The 21,056-nt window shown below is 67.8% G+C and carries 21 protein-coding genes; 12 read left to right on the forward strand and 9 right to left on the reverse strand.

Going from position 1 to position 21,056, the window contains the following annotated elements:
- Positions 1-639: hypothetical protein (locus MMF96_RS10870; protein ID WP_375141428.1), on the reverse strand; the 639-nt coding region annotated here is incomplete at its 3' end.
- A 214-nt stretch (positions 640-853) separates the two neighbouring features.
- On the opposite strand from MMF96_RS10870, the gene MMF96_RS10875 reads away from it, so the two are divergent.
- On the forward strand, positions 854-1,102 hold the full coding sequence (locus MMF96_RS10875) for a DUF3188 domain-containing protein (protein WP_256883564.1): 249 nt from the start codon (positions 854-856) through the stop codon (positions 1,100-1,102).
- A gap of 113 nt (positions 1,103-1,215) precedes the next feature.
- On the opposite strand, the gene MMF96_RS10880 is transcribed toward MMF96_RS10875, so the two are convergent.
- Positions 1,216-2,781 carry an MFS transporter gene (locus MMF96_RS10880; protein WP_256883565.1) on the reverse strand — a complete coding sequence of 522 codons (1,566 nt, stop codon included), beginning with the start codon at positions 2,779-2,781 and terminating at the stop codon, positions 1,216-1,218.
- 79 nt (positions 2,782-2,860) lie between these two features.
- On the opposite strand from MMF96_RS10880, the gene MMF96_RS10885 reads away from it, so the two are divergent.
- The 7 genes from MMF96_RS10885 to MMF96_RS10915 all read left to right on the forward strand — a co-directional run bounded on the left by MMF96_RS10885 (position 2,861) and on the right by MMF96_RS10915 (position 9,444).
- Positions 2,861-3,427, forward strand: coding sequence for a TetR/AcrR family transcriptional regulator (locus MMF96_RS10885; protein WP_176615098.1), 567 nt, complete (start codon positions 2,861-2,863; stop codon positions 3,425-3,427).
- A 91-nt stretch (positions 3,428-3,518) separates the two neighbouring features.
- Entirely contained in the window at positions 3,519-3,968 is a 450-nt protein-coding gene (locus MMF96_RS10890; protein ID WP_256883566.1) for a MaoC family dehydratase N-terminal domain-containing protein, read from the forward strand.
- Positions 3,968-4,393, forward strand: coding sequence for a MaoC family dehydratase (locus MMF96_RS10895; protein ID WP_256883567.1), 426 nt, complete (start codon positions 3,968-3,970; stop codon positions 4,391-4,393). Before MMF96_RS10890 ends, MMF96_RS10895 begins: the two co-directional genes overlap by 1 nt.
- Complete coding sequence (locus tag MMF96_RS10900; RefSeq protein WP_256883568.1) at positions 4,390-5,820, forward strand: MFS transporter; 1,431 nt, start codon at positions 4,390-4,392, stop codon at positions 5,818-5,820. Before MMF96_RS10895 ends, MMF96_RS10900 begins: the two co-directional genes overlap by 4 nt.
- Positions 5,817-6,899: a UDP-N-acetylmuramate dehydrogenase gene (locus MMF96_RS10905; protein ID WP_256883569.1), complete on the forward strand. Its 1,083-nt coding sequence runs from the start codon at positions 5,817-5,819 to the stop codon at positions 6,897-6,899. Before MMF96_RS10900 ends, MMF96_RS10905 begins: the two co-directional genes overlap by 4 nt.
- Before the next feature lie 237 nt (positions 6,900-7,136).
- On the forward strand, positions 7,137-8,261 hold the full coding sequence (locus MMF96_RS10910) for an acyl-CoA desaturase (protein ID WP_176615102.1): 1,125 nt from the start codon (positions 7,137-7,139) through the stop codon (positions 8,259-8,261).
- A gap of 40 nt (positions 8,262-8,301) precedes the next feature.
- Positions 8,302-9,444: a winged helix DNA-binding domain-containing protein gene (locus MMF96_RS10915; protein WP_256883570.1), complete on the forward strand. Its 1,143-nt coding sequence runs from the start codon at positions 8,302-8,304 to the stop codon at positions 9,442-9,444.
- A 31-nt stretch (positions 9,445-9,475) separates the two neighbouring features.
- On the opposite strand, the gene asd is transcribed toward MMF96_RS10915, so the two are convergent.
- The 7 genes from asd to MMF96_RS10950 all read right to left on the reverse strand — a co-directional run bounded on the left by asd (position 9,476) and on the right by MMF96_RS10950 (position 17,477).
- Complete coding sequence (asd, locus tag MMF96_RS10920) at positions 9,476-10,621, reverse strand: aspartate-semialdehyde dehydrogenase (RefSeq protein ID WP_176615104.1); 1,146 nt, start codon at positions 10,619-10,621, stop codon at positions 9,476-9,478.
- Positions 10,622-10,701: 80 nt separating this feature from the next.
- Positions 10,702-11,298, reverse strand: a complete 597-nt coding sequence (locus tag MMF96_RS10925) for a dihydrofolate reductase (protein ID WP_218062839.1) — start codon at positions 11,296-11,298, stop codon at positions 10,702-10,704.
- Positions 11,295-12,113 (reverse strand): thymidylate synthase, encoded by an 819-nt coding sequence (locus MMF96_RS10930; protein ID WP_309145230.1) that lies wholly within the window; start codon positions 12,111-12,113, stop codon positions 11,295-11,297. Before MMF96_RS10930 ends, MMF96_RS10925 begins: the two co-directional genes overlap by 4 nt.
- Before the next feature lie 25 nt (positions 12,114-12,138).
- On the reverse strand, positions 12,139-13,104 hold the full coding sequence (locus MMF96_RS10935) for an NUDIX hydrolase (RefSeq protein WP_176615197.1): 966 nt from the start codon (positions 13,102-13,104) through the stop codon (positions 12,139-12,141).
- On the reverse strand, positions 13,104-15,275 hold the full coding sequence (locus MMF96_RS10940) for an RNA degradosome polyphosphate kinase (protein WP_371130756.1): 2,172 nt from the start codon (positions 15,273-15,275) through the stop codon (positions 13,104-13,106). The genes MMF96_RS10935 and MMF96_RS10940 overlap by 1 nt, the downstream gene beginning before the upstream one ends.
- Positions 15,276-15,439: 164 nt before the next feature.
- Entirely contained in the window at positions 15,440-16,417 is a 978-nt protein-coding gene (gene mshD, locus MMF96_RS10945; RefSeq protein WP_176615105.1) for a mycothiol synthase, read from the reverse strand.
- 361 nt (positions 16,418-16,778) lie between these two features.
- Positions 16,779-17,477 carry a response regulator transcription factor gene (locus MMF96_RS10950; RefSeq protein WP_176615106.1) on the reverse strand — a complete coding sequence of 233 codons (699 nt, stop codon included), beginning with the start codon at positions 17,475-17,477 and terminating at the stop codon, positions 16,779-16,781.
- A gap of 167 nt (positions 17,478-17,644) precedes the next feature.
- Between MMF96_RS10950 and MMF96_RS10955 the strand changes: the two genes are divergently transcribed.
- The 4 genes from MMF96_RS10955 (at position 17,645) to MMF96_RS10970 (ending at position 21,046) form a co-directional block, all read left to right on the forward strand.
- On the forward strand, positions 17,645-18,379 hold the full coding sequence (locus MMF96_RS10955) for a permease (RefSeq protein WP_176615107.1): 735 nt from the start codon (positions 17,645-17,647) through the stop codon (positions 18,377-18,379).
- Positions 18,380-18,528: 149 nt separating this feature from the next.
- The gene (locus MMF96_RS10960) at positions 18,529-19,128 is read left to right on the forward strand and encodes an FABP family protein (protein ID WP_176615108.1); all 600 of its coding nucleotides are present in this window, start codon (positions 18,529-18,531) and stop codon (positions 19,126-19,128) included.
- A gap of 98 nt (positions 19,129-19,226) precedes the next feature.
- Positions 19,227-20,324, forward strand: coding sequence for a folate-binding protein YgfZ (locus MMF96_RS10965; RefSeq protein ID WP_176615109.1), 1,098 nt, complete (start codon positions 19,227-19,229; stop codon positions 20,322-20,324).
- Between the two features lie 116 nt (positions 20,325-20,440).
- Positions 20,441-21,046 carry a PadR family transcriptional regulator gene (locus tag MMF96_RS10970; protein WP_176615110.1) on the forward strand — a complete coding sequence of 202 codons (606 nt, stop codon included), beginning with the start codon at positions 20,441-20,443 and terminating at the stop codon, positions 21,044-21,046.
- Positions 21,047-21,056: the final 10 nt, after the last annotated feature.

Raw genomic sequence — 21,056 nt, forward strand, 5'->3', positions numbered from 1 at the left:
GTGCGAGGCGACCAGGGCCTGCTCGATGCTGGTCGTGCCGGCAAAGAACGCCCCGGCCAGGACCGGCTGGTCCGGCTCCGTGGCCACGGTGGTGAGCGCGTCCGTGGCGGGCAGGAAATGCCCGGCCAGGCCCAGCCGGCGCCCGGCCTCGGCACGGCTGAGATGGAGCACATCACTGAGCACGTCCATGCCCGTGGCCTGCCCGTCACACAGGTAGCGGCCCTCCCTCGCCCGGGAGTCCAGTTCCCCGGCCGCCTGGACCTGCAGGGCCTGCACCCACCGGGAAAGCTGCTCGACACTGCGCGCCCACTCCAACACACCCCCATCACTAAGGGCAACCAACTCCACCCCCAACGGCGCCGCCACCACCGAGGACCCCTCCCACGCCCCCGCCCCGGCACCCGGACCACCCGGACCAGCAACCCCGGCAACAGGACCAGCAGCACCAGCAGCCCCGCCGCCAGCGCCGCCGGTGCCGTTGCTGGCCGCGTCCCTGGTGGCACGGGCCGCGGCCGCGGTAAGGGCGGCGGCCAGGCTGAGCAGGCGGCGGATAGGCCCGCCGGCCACCGACGTCCCTGCCGACGTCCCTGCCGCCGTGCCGGTGCCTCCCGGGCCCGGCACCCTTGCCGTTCTCTCCATGCACACCACGCTACAACCAGCCACCGACAAACATTCACGGGAAACCCGCGAATGTGGACAACCCTAGAACACACATTCCCTGTGGAGGCCCCACCACACAAAAACGGCCCAAACCAGTCTCAAAGATGCGTCATGCTCCAGGTTGGCAGCGGACCGAATCCGGCATGGCCGTTCCCGAGACGGAGCCCGGACTTTGCTCCATTAGACTTGGGGTGTGCTTAATGACTTTTGGGAAACCGCTCCTCCTGCGTACAAATACGCTGTTTTCGGCGGCATGGCCCTGACCGCGATCGGCATCATCATCATTGTGGTCGGTGCGGTGACTTCCACACCGCAACTGACGTTCGTGGGTTTGCCGTTCATTGGCGTGGGGCTCCTTGCCCACATGACGTCTCTTGGAATCCGTGGCCGCTCCGTCCGCAAGGCGCTCAAGGAAGCGGAGAAGCGCAGCAACGGGCGGTGACGTAGCGCGGGTGGCCAGCCCGAAGGGCAAGATGCCGTGGGCGGCCTCCCTGTCTCCCCGCGGCCGCCACCCAGTAGTCCCCAGCGCGTTGACCTAAGTGTGGCCGGTCCCCGTCAGCGCCCTGCACGTCCACTGGTTCCAGGCCCTCCCCTCGAATCTGCGGCACGAAGTGTGCGCAGGCACATGAGTGCCGCCGCGAGCATCAAGCCGACACCTACCAGGGACACCAGCCCCGAACCGGAATCAAAGGCCTGCCGGGCCGATGCCAGCAGTGCAGTGCCCTGGCCGGCAGGCAGCGTCCCCGCAACATCGATCGCCCCGCCCAATGTCTGCCCGGCGGCGTGCCTGTCAGCCGCGGTGAGCGAAGCGGGCAGGACCACGTTCAACCGGTAGGCGGCCGCCAGGATGCTGCCCAGCAGGGCCGTGCCGAGGACGGACCCAACTTCGTAGGCGGTCTCGGAAATGGCTGACGCGGCCCCTGCCTTGGCGGGCGGTGCAGCGCTGAGGATGAGATCGTTGGAGATGGTCTCGGCTATCCCCACGCCGGCACCGAGCACGGCAAAGGCAACAACAACACCGGCGACGGAGCCGCCCGTGTTCAGCCACACAATCCCAAATCCCACCGCGTTGAGCAGCAGCCCTGCAGCCGCCAGCCTGGAAGGGCGGAAGAACTTCGCCAGGGACGCGGCCAGCAAGCCGGTCATAATCGAAATGACCAGTCCGGGCACCAGCACAAACGCGGCCGCCGTGGGGGAGAGTCCCACCACGAGCTGCAGGTGCTGGGTGACAAAATACAGGAATCCAACAAGGGAGAAGATGCTCAGCAGGTTGGCCAGCACGCCGCCGCTGAAGACCGGATTCCGGAACAGCCGCACGTCCAGCATGGGGTTGGTGCGCGCCAGCTGGCGCCGCACAAAGACCAGGCCCAGCGCCACGCCCACAACAATCAGGGCACCATTGACAAACCAGGGCCGGCCCTGCGCGATCTCCTTGATGCCAAAGATGGTCGGGACCATGGCGCCAAAGGACAGCAAAATGCTCAAGGGGTCAATTTTTCCCGGGGCGGGGTCCTTTGACGCCGGAACAAAGACCGGCGCCAGGATCAGCAGCAGCACCATGACCGGGATCGAGAGCAGGAAAACCGCTCCCCACCAGAAATGTTCCAACAGGAACCCTCCCACAATGGGACCCAGTGCGGCACCGCCCGAAAAGCAGGCAGCCCAGATGGCGATGGCCGTCCGGCGCTGGTCCTGGTGAACGAACAAGTTGCGGATCAGCGAAAGCGTCGACGGCATCAGCATTGAGCCAAATACGCCCAGGAGCGCCCGGCAGCCAATCAGGGCCGCGGCCGACGGCGCAAAGGCAGCCAGTACCGACACCACGGTAAAACCGGTGCTTCCCAGTAGGAGCAGACGGCGGCGGCCAAAGCGGTCGGCCAGGCTGCCCATGGGGACCAGCAACGCGGCGAGCACCAGAGGGTAGACGTCAATGATCCACAGCAGCTCGTTGGCCGAGGGGACCAGGGCCAGCGAGATGGAAGGGACGGCAAAGCTCAGCACCGTGTTGTCAACCGAGATAAGCAGCACGGGAAGCATGAGCACGGCCAGCGCGATCCACGCGCGCGTCCCTGCGCGGGCCGCAGTGGCGCCCGGGACCGGAGTGTCAAGGATGAAAGCCATGCATTCCATTCTAAACCGTCTAGTCGGTACAGTAAACCGGCTGGACGGTGTAGTTCATCACTTCTTGTAGTCTTGTTCCATGACTACACAACCGTCCGCGCGAGCGAGGGTCCTGCAGGCGTACGAGGACCTGCTGATCAACGACGGACCCCGCGCGGCCACGTTGGATGCGGTCGCAGCGGCAGCAGGAGTGTCCAAGGGCGGGCTCCTTTACCACTTCAAAAGCAAGGAAGCCCTGACCGCCGGCCTGGTGGAAAAGATGCGCGAACTGGCCGAAGTCGACTTTGCCCGCATGGCCCACGACCCGGACGGCTGCGCCAACTACTACGTGCGCACCAGCGTCTTCGGCGGCACCACCTTTGACCGCACGGTGGTCGCCGCGATGCGCCTGGCCCAGGGCGAAGAATCCACCGTCCGGGCCGCCTTTACCGAAATGCACGAACGCTGGTACCAGCTCATCCTCGGCGACATCCAGGACGCCGCGGTGGCCCGGGCCGTCCTGCTCATTGGCGACGGGCTGTACTACAACGCGGCCCTCTTCGGCCTCCCGGCCCATGCCGGGGCCGACGCCGGACCCGAGGGGAGCGTCGATGTCCAGTCGCTGCTGGCGGTGGTCGGGCGCATGGGTTCCGGTGCCCGGACCTGACATTCCCGGCGCCTCCCACCTTTCGCACGCCCGCGGCGGGCCGCACCTCAGTGGACCCATGTGCGGGCCACTCGGCCGGTAGGCTTGGAGCATGACCATCAACCCCGAATTGCAGGGCCGCAGCTATCCGGCCGGCGATGTTTACAGCGTGGGCCGCGAGTCCATCCGTGAATTTGCGCGTGCCGTCAAGGCCGTCCACCCAGCCCACTTTGACGTTGCCGCAGCCCGGGCGCTGGGCCATGGCGACCTCGTGGCGCCCCCCACCTACGCCATCATCGTCGCGCAGCGCGCCGACGCCCAGCTGATCAACGATCCCGAGTCCGGCATCGACTTTTCCCGCGTGGTCCATGCGGAGCAGAAATTCACCCACCATCGCCCCATCGTGGCCGGCGACGACCTCGTGGCCGAACTCCACGTCGACACGGTCCGGGCCATGGGCGGTGGCGCCATGATCACCACACGCGCCGAAATATCCACCGTGGCCGGGGACGCCGTTGCCACGACAGTGTCCGCCATCCTGGTGCGCGGGGAAGGGCAGTAATGAACTTTGCAGAACTCGCAACGGGCCAGGAAATCGGCACCCGTACCCTTGAAATCTCCCGGGCGGACCTGGTGAAGTATGCCGGTGCCTCCGGGGACTTCAACCCCATCCACTGGAACGAACGCTTTGCCCGGGAGGTGGAGCTGCCCGGCGTCATCGCCCACGGCATGTTCACCATGGGGGCGGCCGTGCAGCTGGTGACCGACTGGGCGGGCGACCCCGCCGCCGTCGTCAGTTACGGCACACGCTTCACCAAGCCGGTGCCGGTGGCCGACCTGGACGGGGCCCCGGGCGCCGTCGTCGAGGTGTCCGGCACCATCGGCGCCCTTGACGCCGGGGCCCGCACGGCCCGGATCGACCTGGCCGTCACCCTGGACGGCCAAAAGGTGCTCGTCAAGGCCCAGGCCACGGTCCGGGTGGCGTGAGCAGCAGCTCCCCTGCCAACAGCTCCGGCAGCGACTCACGCAGCGTCAAGGCCTGGCGCAACGGCGTGGTCACCGCCTACGCCGGTTCCGGGCTGGTCTTCTCCACCTGGGTCTCACGCATCCCGGCAATCCGCGACGATCTGCACCTGACGCCGGCCAAGGTGGGCCTGATCCTGCTGTGCATGTCGCTGGGGTCGTTCGTGTCGGTGGCCGTTTCCGGGCTGGTGGTTCTCCGGCTCGGTTCCCGGTTGACCACCCGGACCTGCACCACCATCCAGGCCGCGGGCCTGGTGGTCATGGGAGTGGGTGCCAGCGTCTTTGTCAACCCGCTGGTGGTGGGCGGCGGGCTGGTCGTGGTGGGCCTGGGCACCGCCAGCTTCAACACCGCCTCCAACATCGAGGGCGCGGCGGTGGAGCGGGCGCTGGGCCGGCACATCATGCCGCGCCTGCACGGCTCCTTCAGCATCGGCACGGTCGTGGGCGCCGGGCTGGGCGCCCTGGCCGCTTCCGTGCACCTGCCCGTGGCCATCCACGTCGCCGTCATGGCCGCCATCGTCTGGACCGCCATCTGGTTTGCCACCCGCCACTACCAGGCGGACCGGCGTGCGGCGGAGGCGGGGCGTGGCCAGGGCGCCGTCCGGCTGGGCGAGCTCGACTCCGTGCCGGGCACCGGCCCCATTCCCCTCGTCAAGCCGGGCACGACGCCGGGTTCCCCTGCCAGGCGGGCGGGCCCGCCCGACCCTGCGGCCGAAGCCGCCGCCGCCCTGGCCGCGGAAAGCAGCAGGCTGGCCCGGGCCAAGCTCGACGGCAAGGCCAAGATTGCCGCCGCCTGGCGGGACCCCCGCACCCTGCTCATCGGTGTGCTGGTGCTGGGCCTGGCCCTGGCCGAAGGCGCCGCAGGGGACTGGGTGGCGCTGGCGATGGCTGACGGCTACGGATCCTCCAACGCCACCGGCGCGCTCGGCTACGGCATCTTTGTCTCCGCCATGACCGTGGGCCGCTTCGCCGGCACCTGGGTCCTGGACCGCTACGGCCGCGTCGCCACGCTGCGGGCCAGCGCGGCCCTGGCCGTCGCCGGACTGGCCGTCTTTGTGTTTGCCCCGGGCCCGGAGGTCGCCCTGGCCGCCCTCGTCTTTTGGGGCCTGGGCTCCGCCCTCGGGTTCCCGGTGGGCATGTCCGCGGCATCGGATGACCCGGACCACGCAGCGGCCCGCGTCTCCGTGGTCTCCACGATCGGCTACGGTGCATTCCTGGGCGGCCCGCCGCTGTTGGGCCTGTTGGCCGAGCACGTGGGCGTGCTGCATTCCCTGCTGGCCGTCCTGGCCATGCTGGTGGTCGCCTTTGTGCTGACGCCGGTGGTCCGCAAACCCGCGGCGGCCATCGCCCGCGAAGGCACCGCCAGCGAAGGCACTACTGTTGAAGCGTGAGTGAAAACGTGCTGCTGAGTTCCCTGACCACCCTTGGCGTGGGAGGCCCCGCACGCAACTATGCCGAGGCGGCGACGGAGGCCGAAATCATCGCCGCCGTCCGTTCCGCGGACGACGCCGGCGAGCGCCTGTTGATTGTGGGCGGCGGCTCCAACCTGGTGGTCTCCGACGACGGCTTTGACGGCACGGTCCTGAAGATCGCCAGCCAGGGCTTTACGGCCACCGCCGAAGACTCCTGCGGCGGGGCATCCGTGGTGGTCCAGGCCGGCCACGACTGGGATGACTTTGTCCACCAGTCCGTGCTCCACGCCTGGAGCGGGCTCGAGGCGCTCTCCGGCATTCCCGGCCTCGCCGGAGCCACCCCCGTGCAAAACGTGGGCGCCTACGGTGCCGATGTTTCCCAGACCATTGCCGCCGTGCGGACCTGGGACCGGGAAAGGAACGCCGTCCGCACCTTCACGAATTCGGAACTGAAGTTTGGCTACCGCGACTCCATCATCAAGCAAACCACGGCCGACGGCTCACCGCGCTACGTGGTCCTGACGGTGGAATTCCAGCTGCTGTTGGGCCGCATGAGCGCCCCGGTGAAGTACGCCGAGCTGGCCCGCCGCCTGGGTGTGGAGGTGGGCAGGCGTGCGAATTCGCTGGAGCTGCGCCGCGCCGTCCTGGAACTGCGCGCAGCCAAGGGCATGGTGCTGGACCCTGGCGACCGCGACACCTTCTCCACGGGTTCGTTTTTCACCAACCCGATCGTTGCCGCCCCGGTGGCGGACGCGCTGCCCGCCGACGCCCCGCGCTATCCCGCGGCGGACGGGTTGACCAAGCTCAGCGCCGCCTGGCTCATTGAGCACGCCGGCTTCTCCAAGGGCTACGGCCTAGCCCTGGACGGCGGGACGGACGACGCCGGGACCCCGGCCCGCGCTTCCCTGTCCACCAAGCACACCCTCGCCATCACGAACCGTGGCGGGGCCACGGCCGGCGACGTGCTGGGGGTCGCACGCAAGGTGCGGGACGGCGTCGTGCGCCAGTTCGGCATCACCCTGCACCCGGAGCCGGTGCTGGTGGGCTGCCGGCTCTGACCCTTCGGACGCTCCCGCGCAATCGGGGGTGTTTTCGCCGTCGCTCCCGCGCAATCGGGGGTGTTTTTTCCTGACGCTCCCTCACTTCCGGCGGCGCACCCCTACCGCGGTAGGGGGTCAAGACCGCTCCCGGGTGTGATGTGGCCGGGTGTCCTTTTTACATAACGTAGAAGTCAGATCGAGACTTTTTACTTTTACGTGATGATTGGGCATCCGTGAGGCAACTGGAGGAGCACCATGTCATCCGCAACACTTGACAGCACGGACCTGCTGGACGGGGCACCCGCCGTCCGGCCTGTGCGCAAGCGCCCCGCACGGGACCGCCACGTCACCGACTTCATCCAGCTGTGCGAGCAGGTCCGCGACGCCGGGCTCATGGAGCGCGACATCAAATGGTACGTGGGCCGCTTCGTCCGCCAGGGGATCGGCTACCTTGCCGTCCTGGCGTTGTTCCTGACGCTGGGGCAGAGCTGGTGGCAGCTGGCCACCGCCGTGCTGTTCGCGTTCCTGTGCACGCACACCGCCTTCCTCTCGCACGACGCCGCACACCGCCAGGTGTTTGCCTCCGCCAAGAAAAACGCGTGGCTGGCCCGTATCTCCGGCAACCTGTTCGTGGGGCTGTCGTACGGCTGGTGGATGAACAAGCACGGCAAGCACCACCTGAACCCGAACAAGATCGGCGTGGACGGCGACATCGACCCCGGCGCCCTCGTGTTTGACCCGGAAAACGCCGCCAAGCGCACCGGTTTTGCCAAGTGGTTCGCCCGCCGCCAGGGCGCGTTCTTCTTCCCCCTGCTGACGCTGGCCATGCTGGACCTGCACATCTCCGCCGTCCGCCGCGTGGTGGACCGCAAGCAGATTGTGCCCGAACGCAAGGCCGAGATCGCCATGCTGGTGGTCCGCCTCGTGATCCTCCCGGCGTTTACCGTCTGGTTCCTTGGCTGGGGCCTCGGGCTGGCTTTCATCGCCGTGCAGGTCATGGCGCTGGGCCTCTACATGGGCGGCTCCTTCGCCCCCAACCACAAGGGCATGCCGCTGGTTCCCAAGGACGTCAAGATCGACTTCATGCGCCGCCAGACCCTGATGAGCCGCAACATCTCCGGAGGGTGGTGGGTGGACGCCGGCATGGGCGGGCTGAACTACCAGATCGAGCACCACCTCTTCCCCACCATGTCCTCCAAGAACCTCAAGGCCGTCCAGCCCATGGTCCGGGCCTATTGCGCCGAGCGGAACATCACGTACACGGAAACCACACTGGGCCGGTCGTACATGATCGTGATGCGCTACCTGAACCGCGTGGGCCTGGGCCAGCGCGACCCCTTCGAGTGCCCCATCACCGCCCAGCTCCGATCCGCCCGCTAAAGCGTCGACGCTGCCGGGACGTGGGCACTAGATTGGGTCCATGACCCCCAGCCTCACACCAGCCAAGCTGGCCCGGCTCCGCCTCGCAGCACAATGGATCCTGCCCGCGTCCTCCGGCCCCGCCCCCGGGCCGGTGGACGCGGTGCGCCGGCTGACGGCCCTGCAGGGACAGGACTTTCCCGGCGCCCTGTGGTCCATCGGCCTGCGTGCGCCCGGCACCACCCGCTCGGATGTCGAGGCCGCCTTCAACCGCGGCGAGCTGGTGCGCTCCTGCCCCCTGCGCGGCACGCTCCACGTCACCGTGGCGCAGGACCTTGGCTGGATCCTGTCACTGACCGCGGAGCGCATGATGGCGGGCCAGGCCGCCCGGCACCGCCAGCTGGACATTACGACGCCGGACGTGGAGCAGGTGCGCGGCCTCGCCCTTGCGCTGCTGGAACAGTCGGGCGGCAGGGCCACGCGCGAGGAACTGTTCGCCGCCTTTGAACAGGCGGGCCAGGGGACCAGGGCCCAGCGCGGCTATCACCTTTTGTTCCTGCTGTCCCTGGACGGAACGCTGGTCCAGGGCCCCGTCAACGGGAGCGCCGGCAATGGCAACAGCCAGTTTTATGTCAACTCCGCGCAGTGGATCAGGAATCCCCGCACCCTGGACCGCCGGGAGGCCCTCGCCGAACTGGCCCTGCGCTACTTCCGCGGCCACGGCCCGTCCACCGTCCGGGACTTCCAGTGGTGGTCCAAGCTGACCCTCGCGGACATCAAGGCCGGCCTGGAATACGCGAAGGAACAGCTCGAAGCGGTGGAATGTGGCGGCGACACGTACTGGCTTGCCCCCGAAACCGCGGACCTGCTGGGCGGCAGCACGCCCGGCGGGCCGCCCGGGGCGCGCTCGGTGCTCCTGCTGCCGGGCTTTGATGAATACCTGCTCGGCTACACGGACAGGAGCGCGGCCCTGGCGCCGCGACACGCACCGCTTACAGTGCCCGGCAACAACGGAATGTTCAAGGCGACCGTGGTGGCCGGCGGCCAGGTGGCCGGAACCTGGCGGAAAGCCCGCGGCGCTGCCGGGCAGCAACGGCCGCCGGCCGGCATCGTGGTCCCGGAATGCTTTACGGACCTTGGCCCCAACCAGCACAAGTCGCTGGAAAAGTCGGCGAAGGCGTACGCCAAATTCATCGGCACCTAGCAAGGGGTCTCGACGGGCCCGGCCGCCGGGGCTAGAGCGTGCCGGTGGCGATGTTCAGCATGCGGCGCAGCGGCTCCGCGGCGCCCCAGAGGAGCTGGTCGCCCACCGTGAACGCACTGATGTACTCCGGGCCCATCTCCATCTTGCGGATGCGGCCCACGGGCACGTCCAGCGTGCCGGAGGCGGCCACCGGGGTGAGGTCCGCCATGGATGCCTCCTTCGTGTTCGGCACCACCTTCGCCCACTCGTTGTCGTTGGCCAGCAGTGACTCGATCTCGGCCACGGGGAGGTCCTCGCGCAGCTTGAGCGTGAGTGCCTGGGAGTGGGAGCGCATGGCGCCGATGCGCACGCACAGCCCGTCCATGATGACGCGGTTGTCGGCGCCGGTGCCCAGGATCTTGTTGGTCTCCACCCCGGCCTTCCACTCCTCGCGGGACTGCCCGTTGCCGAGGTCGGAATCGATCCAGGGGATCAGCGAGCCGGCCAGCGGCACGCCGAACTGGCTGGAGTCGATGCCCTCGCGCTGGTGGGCGAGGACCTTGCGGTCAATGTCCAGGATGGCCGACGCCGGGTCGTCCAGTTCGCTGGACACCTCGGAGTTGAGCGTGCCGAACTGGGTGAGGAGCTCGCGCATGTGGCGGGCGCCGCCGCCGGAGGCAGCCTGGTACGTCATGGCCGTGCCCCACTCCACCAGGTTGTTCTTGAACAGGCCGCCCAGGCCCATGAGCATGCAGGAGACGGTGCAGTTGCCGCCGATGAAGTCGCGGGTGCCGTTGGCCAGGCCCTTGTCGATGACGTCGCGGTTGATCGGGTCCAGGACGATGATCGAGTCGTCGTTCATGCGCAGCGTGGAGGCCGCATCCAGCCACAGCCCGTCCCACCCGCGGCCGCGCAGTTCGGTGTGCACACGCTTGGTGTAGTCCCCGCCCTGGGCCGTGACAATGATTGGCAGCTTTGCCAGCGTGTCAATGTCAAAGGCATCTTCGAGCCTGCCGGCCCCCGGCGCGAACGCGGGGGCGCTGCCGCCGGCGTTGGAGGTGGAGAAGAAGACGGGGTTGATGCCTGCGAAGTCGCCTTCGTCCTGCATGCGCTGCATCAGGACGGAACCGACCATGCCGCGCCAGCCAACCAGGCCAACTGAAGGAACGCCGGCGGGGGGAACGCTGTGAGAAGTCATGAGTCCAGTTTAGGGCGGGGAGGCAAATCGGCCGAAGTCCGTTTCACTGCGTGAACGCTGCCGGGCCGCTTTTGGCAGGCCTACTCCGGCGCCTGAAACTCCGTTGCGCCCCTGGCCCACAGCGTGAAGCGGTATTCGGTGCCGTTCTTTGCGGTGTTCCAGCCTTCGCCCGGTGTGGCCCCGCGGAACGACCACTCCGCACCGAGCACGGGCGCCTGCGTGTCACCTGGCACGTCCGTGTTAATAACGGTGATGACGGCCACGTTGCAGTCCTCGAGCAGTTCCCCAAAGACCTGCGCGCCGCCAATGACCCACACCTCGTTGCCACCGGGGGAGAGCTGGGCCTCCACGAGTGCGTGTTCCACGGAGTCAAGCACGACGGCGCCGCCCGCCCCCGGCGTTGAGCCCCACCCTTCCTGCCGGGTCACCACGATGTTGGTGCGCCCCGGCAGCGGCCGGTACTTCGCCGGGAACGAGTCCCAGGTCTTGCGGCCCATGACCACCGGGTGGCCGGAGGTGACGCGCTTGAAGTGGGCCAGGTCCTCGGGCAGGTGCCAGGGCATGCCGCCGTCGGCGCCAATGACGCCCTGGTTGGTCTGCGCCCAGATCATGCCGATGATCGGTTCGGTGAAGCGGTAGTACCCGGGCTGTTCGGGGGAAGCTGGCTTAGGGTTCATACGGCGATCGGTGCCTTAATCGTCGGGTGGTGGCGGTAGTCGACCAGCTCAAAGTCCTCGAACTTGTAGTCGAGGATCGAATCCGGCGTACGCGTAAACCGCAGCCGCGGATACGGGTACGGCTCACGCGAAAGCTGTTCGGCCACCTGCTGGATGTGGTCGTCGTAAATATGCACGTCGCCGCCGGTCCAGATGAACTCGCCCGGCTCCATGTCCAGCTGCTGCGCCACCATCATGGTCAGCAGGGCGTAGGAGGCAATGTTGAATGGGACACCCAGGAAGGAGTCGGCCGAGCGCTGGTACAGCTGGCAGCTGAGTTTCCCGCGGCCGTCTTCCGTGGGGGCGACGTAAAACTGGAAGAACGCGTGGCACGGCGGCAGCGCCATGTTTTTCAGCTCGCCCACGTTCCAGGCGGAGACCATGTGCCGGCGGGAATCGGGGTTGCTGCGCAGCGACTCCATCACGGCGGCAATCTGGTCGATGTGTTCGCCGTCCGGCGTGGGCCACGAGCGCCACTGGACGCCATAAACGGGGCCCAGCTCGCCGTCGTCGTCCGCCCATTCGTTCCAGATCTTCACGCCGTTCTCCTGCAGCCAGCGCACGTTCGAATCGCCGCGCAGGAACCACAGCAGCTCCAGGGCCACGGACTTGAAGTGCACCCGCTTGGTGGTGATGAGGGGGAAGCCCTCGGAAAGGTCGAAGCGCAGCTGCCGGCCAAAAACGCTGCGGGTCCCGGTGCCGGTGCGGTCCGATTTATGGGTGCCGTTGGCCAGCACGTCCCGGAGCATGTCCTCATACGGGGTCAGGATAGTCACGCCCACCAGTCTACGTGCCCGGCCGTCAGTCCTCGTAGGGCCGGTGCTGCTCCAGGGCCACGATGCGTCCAGGCTCGCTGACGGACACGTGCGCCACCAGGACCTCGCCCGGGGCCAGGTGCGGGTCGCCCAGCGGGAGGGTGGCCGCCAGCGGTGCGTCCATGTGCGTGGCCAGCGTCTTCAGGACAGTCGGCAGCACGGGCCGGTGGGTGCAGAGCGCCGCGGCCTTGGACTTGGCGAGCAGCTTTTCAACGGCTGCGGCGGCCTTGTCCGGATTCCGCTTATGGTCCGCTTCCGTCAGTGCCGGCACCACCTTGACCTTGGCCTTTGTGGCCTGGGCGTAGGGGGAGATGGTGGCAATGCAGCGCATCCAGCCGCTGGTGATGACCTTTCCCGGGTGCCAGGCCATCAGCAGCCGCTGGAGGTAGAGCGCCTGCCGCTTGCCGGTGGCCGCCAGCGGCCGCTCGCCTTCGGCCCGGGTCCACGCCGAGCGGGGCTTGGCCTTGGCGTGCCGGATCACCACCAGGGGCCAGGTCTGCAGGCTACCCGCCTCATGGGCGGCGAGCAGCGCGTCCAGGGGTTCGACGTCGGACGGGTTGGACAGCAGGCCCCTCGCCTTGGTGGGGGAGCACCAGACGGCCGTGTCCACCTCCTTGCCGTCGGGCAGGGGCGGCATGTCGTCCACTTCGGAGGCCCAGTAGTGCACTTCCTTGATGCCGGGCTTGACGGCGTAGCGGATGAACGGCAGGGGGATGCCGAGGGTGATGGGCAGCCCCACTTCCTCATAGACTTCGCGCACCGCGCATTCCGCGAGCGTTTCGCCCTTGTCCAGCTTGCCCTTGGGCCAGGACCAGTCGTCGTAGCGCTGCCGGTGGATGAGCAGGAGCTCCAGCTTCCTTTTCTTCACCCGCCAGCACAGCGCCCCGGCGGCGTACACGGAAATTTCCGTGCCGTCGGTTGCCACGTCCTCCAAATGCTCGCTGCTGCGCATCAACGGTGGAGGGTGGAGCGCTGTCGGGAACGGCTGGCGAGCAGCCAGGACTGGACGTCGCTGAGCGGATCGCCTTGGGCGTCGAGGTGGTGGCGCGTCCATTCGCCGTCCTCGCCCAGGTGCCAGCTGGATGTGCGGTCGTCGAGGTAGCGGTCCAGGAGGGAGTTGACCTCCACGATGTGGTCGGGGTTGGACAGCTGCACCAGGGCCTCCACGCGGCGGTCCAGGTTGCGGTGCATCATGTCCGCCGAACCGATGTAGACCACCGGCTTCCCGCCGTTGGCAAAGGTAAACACGCGTGAATGCTCCAGGAAGCGGCCCAAAATGGAGCGGACCGTGATGTTCTCGCTAAGCCCCGGAACGCCCGGGCGCAGCGAGCAGATGCCGCGCACCACCACGCCCACGTCCACCCCGGCCTGGGAGGCGCGGTACAGCGAATCGATGATGGCCTCGTCCACCATGGAATTGACCTTGAAGCGCACCTGCGCCGGCAGGCCCGCCTTCTTGTGGGCAATTTCGGCATCGATGCGGGCAATCAGGCCCGAACGCACCGAACGCGGCGCCACGAGCAGGCGTTCAAACTCGGACTTGGGGGCGTAGCCGGAGAGCTGGTTGAACAGCTTGGACAGGTCCTCGCCCACCTGGTTGTCGGCCGTCAGCAGGCCCAGGTCCTCGTAGTACCGGGCCGTGCGCGGGTGGTAGTTGCCGGTGCCGATGTGGCAGTAGCGGCGCAGCCCGTCCTGCTCCTGGCGCACCACCAGGGACAGCTTGCAGTGGGTTTTCAGGCCCACGATGCCGTACACCACGTGCACGCCCGCCTGTTCCAGCTTCCTGGCCCAGGAGATGTTGGCCTGCTCGTCAAAGCGGGCCTTGATCTCCACGAGGGCCAGCACCTGCTTGCCGGCCTCCGCCGCGTCGACCAGGGCGTCCACGATGGGGGAGTCTCCGGAGGTGCGGTACAGGGTCTGCTTGATGGCCCGGACCTTGGGGTCCGAGGCCGCCTGCTCCAGGAACGCCTGCACCGAGGTGGAGAAGGAGTCGTAGGGGTGGTGGAGCAGGATGTCGCGCCGGCGCATGGCAGCGAACACGTTGGCGGCCTTCGCCGTCTCTGATTCATTCAGGTCCCGCGAGGTGTGGGCCACGTGCTTGGGGTAGCGCAGGTCGCTGCGGTCAATGTGCCCAATGACGGAGAGCCCGCGCAGGTCCAGCGGGGCCGGGAGCTTGTAGACCTCGGCCTCGTCGACGTCGAGTTCGCGCACCAGCAGCGCCAGGACGTTCGGGTCGATGTCCGTGGCCACTTCCAGGCGGACGGGCGTGCCGAACCGGCGGCGGAGCAGTTCCTTCTCCAGCGCCTGGAGGAGGTTCTCGGCGTCGTCCTCCTCCACCTCAAGGTCCTCGTTGCGGGTGACCCGGAAGGTGTGGTGCTCAATGACCTCCATGCCGGGGAAGAGCTGGTCGAGGTGCTCGGCGATGACTTCTTCGAGCGAAATGAAGCGGGCCACGCGCCCGGGCACGGTCCCGGCGCGGGGGCCGTCCACGGAGACCAGCCGTTCGAGCAGGTCCGGGACCTTCAGGCGGGCAAAGAGTTCCTTGTCGCTGACGGGGTTGCGCACCACCACGGCCAGGTTCAGCGAGAGCCCGGAGATGTACGGGAACGGGTGGGCCGGGTCCACGGCCAGCGGGGTGAGGATGGGGAAGATCTTTTCGGCGAACATCTTGCTCAGCCGGTCCTTGGCGGCCTCGTCCAGTTCGTTCCAGTGCACCAGGTGCAGGTGTTCGTAGGCGAGGGCGGGGCGGATTTGGCTGGCAAAGACATGGGCGTGGCGCGCCTGCAGCTTGTGCGCTTCCTCGCTGATGTGTTCCAGGACCTCGATGGGGCTCAGCCCGGCGGGGGACGGCACGGCCAGGCCGGCGGCGATGCGCCGCTTCAGCCCGGCCACCCGAACCATGAAGAATTCATCGAGGTTGGAGGCGAAGATGGACAGGAAATTCACCCGTTCGAGCAGGTAAAGCTCCGGATCCTCGGCCAGTTCCAGGACGCGGGCGTTGAACGCCAGCCAGCTCAGCTCCCGGTCCAGGAAGCGGTCGGGGCTGATGTCGCCCGCCGGCAGAAGGTTCGGCTCAAACTCGGGGATGTCGATCCGGTCCTGCGTGGCGCGCACGGCGGGCATCTCGCCGGAACCGAAACGTTCCCCGTTCAGCGACGCCGAGGTCTGCACCGGTCCCTTGTATTCGCGCTTCATCGATAAATCCTCAAAGTTGGTGCTGCTTTGTTCCAACACTACAAGCCCCCGGCGGGCCTGGGCAGTGCGCGCAGCAAGGTTCCATGTGCCGGTCAGGAGGGGGAGACGGGGCCGTACATGACGTCGGAATCCCACTTGGTGAAGCCCAGCTTCCGGTACAGCGCCACGGCTGCCTCGTTGTCGGCGTCCACGTACAGCATGATGGCCCGCAGCCCCTGCGCCTGCAGGTAGTCGATCCCCTGGCTGGTCAGCACCCTGCCCAGGCCCATGCCCTGGGCGGCCGGCGTCACACCCACGACATAGACCTCGCCCATGGGGGACTGCCCCGCGCGCCCCGGATGGACCTTGGTCCAGTGGAAGCCCAGGATCGCCCCGGAGCCGTCCACGGCCAGGAAGAAGCCGGCCGGATCAAACCACGGCTCGGCCATGCGGGCCTGGAGGTCCTCAAGGGTCAGCGCGCCCTGTTCGGGGTGGTGGGCGAAGGCTGCGGCGTTGGCCGACAGCCAGGCGGCCTCGTCCTGGTGGGGCACAAAGGTCCGCAAGGTCACGCCGTCGGGCAGCTGGGGGCGGTGCGGCTCCGCGGCGGGCTCCGGTGCCCGGCGCACCAGGCGCATGCGCCACAGTTCACGGATGGCACGGTAGCCGTAGCTGGCGGCCAGGTCCGCCGCCGCCTCGTGGTCCCCATGCGACCACGCCCGGATGCCCTGAAGCCCGCGGACCTCCACCAGCTTGTCCAGCAGCATCGAGCCGACGCCCTCGTTGCGGTAGTTGGGGTGCACGGCAATCTCCAGGACGCCCTCACCGCCGTCAAGCACGACGACGGCCACGCCCGCCAGGTCTTCGCCTTCCGTTGGTGAATTCTCCTCTGGGGCATAGGTCAGCAGGACCAGGACGGAATGCGGGCCGGCCTGCCGGGCCTTCAATTCCACCAGGGTCTGCTCGGAAAACGGCGGATTGCCGTCCTCGTCCTCGGCATCGCCGACCAGGTCGAGGATGTCGTGCAGGACGTCGGGTTCGGGGGTGCCCGGGACCACTGTCACGGGCCAGCTGCCAGTCTTTGCGGGGCTCATGACCACAGCCTAGACGATATGGGGTGGGGGCGGCTGGGTTTATGTCCCGTGCGCTGCGGACGCCTGCGGGATGCCGGTGCCACACCGTGGACAGGCGACGGCCATCCGGCGGGCACCCGGCATGCATCCGCTCCAGCCGGTGCCCGGACGGGTGTGGCGGTTTGCCATGGGCGCCGGTGCTGCCCTAGAGTTTGAGGGCAGCAACTGCGAGGGGGATGCACCAGTGGGGTGTCCTCGATACGTTCGACCCGTATGTCCTCCACCACGGCGAAGGCCCGCTCCATGACGGAGCGGGCCTTTTTCATGTTGGCGCCAGCCGTCCGGGGCGCCGCCGGCCGCGGCCCCGGAGTGGCGTGTTGTGTTACGCCCCGGCCAGTTCGTCGTCGGGCATGTTGGCAATGGTGAGGCGGTAGCCGACGTTGCGGACCGTGCTGATCAGGCTCTCGTGGTCCGAGCCGAGCTTGGCACGCAGGCGCCTGACGTGGACATCGACGGTGCGGGTGCCCCCGTAATAGTCATAGCCCCAGACTTCATTCAACAGCTGCGCACGGGTGAAGACGCGGCCCGGATGCTGCGCCAGGTACTTCAGCAGCTCAAATTCCTTGTAGGTCAGGTTCAGCGCCTTGCCATGGACCCGTGCCGTGTAGCTGTCCTCGTCAATCACCACGCCGGCGGCCTGGATTTCCTGGTGCACCGAGTCCTCGGCGTCGGAGACCCGCGTCAGGGCCAGCCGGATGCGCGCCTCCACCTCCGCGGGACCGGCTGAATCGAGAATGACGTCATCCGCCGCCCACGACGCCGTGACGGCGGCCATGCCGCCTTCCGTCAGGACCAGCAGCAGGGGCACGCTGATGCCTGTCGCACGCAGCAACTGGGTCAGGGACCGGGAGCCGGCCAGGTCCTTGCGTGCGTCGACCATGATCAGGTCGGTCGGCCTGGCGTCCAGCAGGGCAGTGGGGACGGCGGGCAGGATGTGGATCGAGTGGCTGAGCAGTTCCAAGGCAGGCAGGACGTCCACGGAACTGCCCTGGTTGTTGGTCAGCATTAAGATCTGCGACATGACTTCCTCCAAAGTGCGTAGATAAGCGCATCTTTGAGCGATGAACCACCGGTCACCCCCGGGACCGGTTGATCGCACCGTGGGCCAGGGCAGCGGCGCCAGTGGCACAACGCACCGGGGCAGGGGTTGTTCCACAGTGTACCGCCAGAGTAGGGCAGGATTGATGTGTGAAGTCATCAATAGCCGGACTTGTTGGAATCGTTGCGCTCGCAGCCATCGTCGCCGGGCACTCCTTGGGGCTGGGCTGGACAGTGGGTGTGGCCGTGGTGCTTTCCGTTGGTTTTGGCTACGGCTGGCCGCAGTATTTGGGCATTCCGGCGAAGAAGACCCTGGGTGCCGTGATCGCCCTCAGCGGCGCAGGGGCGGCCCTGGCCGGCGGGCTGACCCGCGATGCCAACTTTCTGGTCTGGACGCCGGTGTTCATTGCCTTCGGCTTCGGCGCGGTCATGGTGGTGCAGCTCCTGAGGGGCGCGGGCCAGGAACACCGGCTCGAGTCCACCCTGGGTGCGGGGGCCGGCGTCCTGATCGCCGGGTTTGCCGCCGGCTGGGTCTCCTCCTACCGCTTCCTTGGCGAGCCCGGCATGACCGTGGTTGCCGCCACGGGTGCGGGGGTGGCCCTGGTCATTGGCATGCTGCCCTGGCCGGACAGGGTCCTGGCGCCGCTGGCCATTGTCCTGGCCGCCTTGGCCGGCCCGCTCGCGGCACTGCTCGTCTCCGAGCTGCGGATTGTGCCTGCCGCCGTGATCGGGGCGCTCGTGGCGGCCGTGATTGCCAGCTTCCACCGCCTGCGCACCCTCTCGGGGCCTGTTCCCAATGTTGCGGGAGGCCTGGCCGCGGCGGCGGCACCGGTCCTTGCGCTCGGCGCCCTGGTGTATTTCATGGAAAAACTGCTGTTGACCTGAGCGCCAAAAGATCACGATAGGATGGCTCCATGAGCGTACTTTCCCTGGAAATTTTCTTCATCTGCCTGCTGGTCCTCGCCGGACTCACCATGGCCTGGTTCGCCGTCATGGTGGTGTGGCGCCTCTTCAAGGGCCAGCAGTAGGCCGCCATGGCCATTGAAATCCCCACGGACCTGACACCCGAACTGGTCCCGCTGTCCTGGCTGCTGGGCACCTGGACGGGACGCGGCCGGCTGGGATCCGGTGAGGCGGACGACGAACACTTCACCCAAACCGCCACGTTCAGCGCCAACGGGCTGCCGTACCTGCGGTACACGGCCGAATCCTGGCTCACGGACGAGGACGGCACCATCCTGCGCCCCCTGTCCGTGGAAATGGGCTTTTGGCAGCTTGACCGCCCCATGAACGACGCCGACGGCGGCCCCGGCATGGTCCCCGCCGACATTGTGCCCGCACTGCGGACGGCCGACGACGTCGAGGCCCTGCGCAATGCCGACGGCGGCTTTGACATCATGGCTGGCATTGTCCACCCCGGCGGCATCTCCGAGCTGTACTACGGCAGCATCAAGGGACCGCAGATCCAGCTCTCCACCGACGCCGTCATGCGGCACGCCGGGGCCAAGGCCTACACGGCGGCCACCCGCATCTTCGGCCTGGTCAACGGCGACCTTTTCTGGCGCTGGGATGTTGCCGCCCAGGGCAAGTCCCTCGAAGCCCACGCCTCCGCAGCCCTGCACAAGGTCGCTTAACAGCGTAATAAATCCCGGCCCCGCTGTGGGCTGCATCGGCGACCGCCGGCGTCGAGGGTGGCTGGAATAGGCGTATCACGGAAGGCGTTGGAAACGTTATGAGTTATTTGAGTCCCCTGCTGAACCGCCATGGCGCCGTGCAGGCCGGCGGCCTGGATGCCGGGGTGGCGGCACACTACGGGGATCCCCTCCGTGAACAGCGCCTCCTGGCCGGCTACCTTGGCAAGCCCGGGACCGCCGTCGTGGACCTTTCCCACCGCGGCGTGGTCACCGTGTCCGGTCCGGACCGGCTGAGCTGGCTGAACACGCTCTCCTCGCAAAGCCTCACCCACCTGGCCCCCGGGGCCGGCACGGAGCTGTTGCTGCTGAGCGTGCAGGGGCGGATCGAATTCGACGCCCGCGTGGTGGACGACGGGGGGACCACGTGGCTGGTTGTGGAGGCCGGGGAGGCTGCGCCGCTGGCCGAATGGCTGACCTCCATGAAGTTCATGCTGCGGGTCGACGTGACGGATGTCTCGGCAGGCTGGGCCGTGCTGGGATCCGTGGTGGAGGTCCCCGAATGGGACGGACTCGTGGTGTGGACCGACCCCTGGCCGCACATCGGCGCCGGCGGCTGGAGTTACGCCGCCGTCGAAGAGGGTGCCCACCCCGGGCTGGAACGTCCCTGGCACGAATACCTGGTCCCTGCCGCGGACCTGGTTGCCACGGTGGGCACCCGGCCGCTGGCCGGTGCCTGGGCGGCGGAGGCTTTGCGAATTGCCGCCTGGCGCCCGCGCCGCGGGGCAGAGACCGACGACAAATCCATTCCCCACGAACTGGACCTGCTGCGCACGGCGGTGCACCTGGCCAAGGGGTGCTACAAGGGCCAGGAAACGGTGGCGCGCGTCCACAACCTGGGCCACCCGCCGCGCCGCCTCGTCTTCCTCCAGCTGGACGGATCCCAGCACACCATCCCGGCCCCGGGCAGCGGGGTGTTCGCGGGCGAGCGCAAGGTGGGCGTCGTGACCAGCGTGGCACAACACTATGAAATGGGTCCCATCGCCCTGGCCTTGATCAAGCGCACCGTGGACCCCGACGCCGCGCTCGTGGTGGACGACGCCGGCGAAAAGTACACGGCCGCCCAGGAAACCATTGTGGCCACCGACGCCGGCCAGGTGGTCGGTCGCGCCACCGGTTTCCTGCGCGCACCGAGGTAGGGCGGGCCGTTCCCGGCCCCGGACACCACCACGGAACAAACCGGGGGACGATGTTGTTCTCCATATAGTCCACGTGGAATAATTCTTGGGGACTAAATGGGCGAAGGACGGCAGGCATGACGGGAGAGAAGCACCTCACACCCCTCGGCGTGGCGGCACTGGGGCTGCTGGCCGAACGTCCCATGCACCCCTACGAGATGTACCAGCTGCTCATCCACCGGCGCGAAGACCGGCTGGTGAAGGTCAAGCCGGGCACCCTGTACCACACGGTGGGCAGGCTCGCCGCGGCCGACCTTGTCAAGGCGGTTGGCACCGAGCGGGAGGGCAACCGCCCGGAACGCACCACTTATGCGATCCTGCCGGCGGGGCGTGAGGCCCTGGAAGCCCGGCTCAAGGAACTGCTGGGACGCCCGGCTGCCGAGTACCCCAGCTTCCCCCAGGCGGTGGCCGAGGCACACAACCTGCCGGCCGCCGTCGTGCTTGAACTGCTGGGCACACGCATGGAGGCGCTGGCTGCCCGCCTCGCCGAGCTGGCGGCGGACGTGCAGGGGGCACAGGCCAAGGGCGTGCCGGAACAGTATTGGCTGGAACTTTTGTATCAGCAGGCCATGACGGAAGCGGAACTGGCCTGGATCCGCCAGCTGTCCGCAGACATCGCCGCCGGTGCGCTGCCCTGGCGGCTGGCCGAAACCTTCAACACAACGGCTTCAACCGAACCTTAAGGAACATTGC

Origin of the sequence: Arthrobacter sp. STN4, from assembly GCF_024539665.1 — a bacterium.
In the GTDB taxonomy this organism is placed as follows: domain Bacteria; phylum Actinomycetota; class Actinomycetes; order Actinomycetales; family Micrococcaceae; genus Specibacter.